This window comes from Endozoicomonas sp. SESOKO3, assembly GCF_024606255.1.
This window is the reverse complement of the sequence record NZ_JAHHPR010000802.1, coordinates 1-1,516: the sequence shown is the minus strand read 5'-3', so window position 1 is coordinate 1,516 and position 1,516 is coordinate 1. Positions and strand designations below refer to the sequence as shown.

General features: G+C 47.2%; 2 protein-coding genes. One reads left to right on the top strand and one right to left on the bottom strand.

Translation table 11 applies throughout. The annotated features are described in order from the left end of the window. Positions 1–103 precede the first annotated feature (103 nt). Positions 104–964 carry a D-hexose-6-phosphate mutarotase gene (locus KDK18_RS14420; RefSeq protein ID WP_257255630.1) on the top strand — a complete coding sequence of 287 codons (861 nt, stop codon included), beginning with the start codon at positions 104–106 and terminating at the stop codon, positions 962–964. Positions 965–1,015: 51 nt separating this feature from the next. On the opposite strand, the gene KDK18_RS14415 is transcribed toward KDK18_RS14420, so the two are convergent. Beyond that, entirely contained in the window at positions 1,016–1,444 is a 429-nt protein-coding gene (locus KDK18_RS14415; protein ID WP_368736471.1) for a type IV pilin protein, read from the bottom strand. Positions 1,445–1,516 lie beyond the last annotated feature (72 nt).

Here is a 1,516-nt window from a genome sequence, read left to right as displayed (position 1 = left end):
CCTTTTTCATAATAGGTGCAAGTAGACGTGCAGAGGAGGTATTTGATCATTTCACTGTAAGGTGAGTCTGTTATTCTGATCTCTCAACTCAGGAAGTATCGCTATGACTTTTCAAACGAATTCTGCCATCAAACCCAGAATGGTGGGCTCTGTGCCTGTTCTTGAAATCGACAACCCTTTTGCCAACGCCATGATTTCATTGCAAGGGGGACAGGTTTTGAGTTATCAGCCAAAAGGTCAGGAGAAAGTCCTCTGGATGAGCCCACTGGCAGATATGACTGAGGGAAAAGCGATTCGTGGTGGTGTGCCCGTTTGCTGGCCATGGTTTGGTTCCAGAAAGGAAGGAGGCCCCAATCATGGTTTTGCCCGTACAAAACTTTGGCAATATGAGTTGAGTGAAACGCTGGACAATGACAAGACCAGAGTCGTGTTGTCTTTGCCCATCGACGGTGTTCAAGAATGGGATGGGAAAGCAGGCCTGGGTATAGATATTATTGTTGGAGAAACACTGAGAATCAGTCTGACCTCCAGAAACAATGGCTCCAGGAAGGTTCAAATAAGTCAGGCGTTGCATACTTATTTTAGTGTTTCAAATACGGATCTGATCTGGATTGAAGGACTGGATGGGAAACGTTACCTGGATGAGACCGACGAGAGCAGAGCTTTTATTCAGGAAGGCGAAGTGATCATCGAGGGTGAGGTTGACAGAACCTATATTGATGACAACGAAACCTGCATCCTGCATGATCCCGGTATTGGAAGAAAAATCACTATCAAAAAATCCGGTAGCAACGGCACAGTTGTCTGGAACCCGGGGCCTGTTCGGGCAGAAAAAATGCACGACGTGCCTACTTTTGATTACAAGTCTATGGTTTGTGTGGAAACGGTAACCTTGCCTCAGGTTCCCGTAGAGCTGGAGCCGGGGCAGAGTCATGTTTTGATGGCTGAGATTTTTGTGGGGTGATTGGTTTTTGCAGGAAGCCCCCAATTTTGCTGAGGGCTTTTTTTCTTGTGGCTAGTTCCAGGCTCCCGCAGCCGTGCCACCACGAGTCCCTACAGAGTCTAATGTAATAGTGGCATTGGCGGTTATGCCGGAGCTTCCTGTGGCCGTTGCCGTCAGCGTATAGGTTCTGCCATTCGCAGGTACTGCAATGGCCAGATTGAAGTTGGCATTACCACTCTCTGGGCTCTGGGTAACAAAAATGCTGGGAGCACCATTGTTGTCATCTCCACCTCCAACGGAAGCGCCCAGGTAAGAGCCTCTTTGAGCTCTATGTCTCTCCATTGCTCCAGCTAGTCCAATCAGAGATGACTCAGCATCCCTCATAGCAGAAGTAGTGACATGCTGGTTGTAACTTGGCACTGCTATAGTTGCCAGAATGCCAATGATTGCGACAACAATCATCATTTCTATCAGAGTAAAACCCTTAATATTCCTCTTCACTGTTACTCCCCTTTATTATTTCTTTTGTATCCAGTAAGTGTTACCTTCCGGGCTTCCTGAATTCAGTTTTTC

Coding starts and splice junctions, on each gene's coding strand:
- KDK18_RS14420 (WP_257255630.1), top strand. CDS start 104: ATGACTTTTCAAACGAATTCTGCCATCAAACCCAGAATGGTGGGCTCT.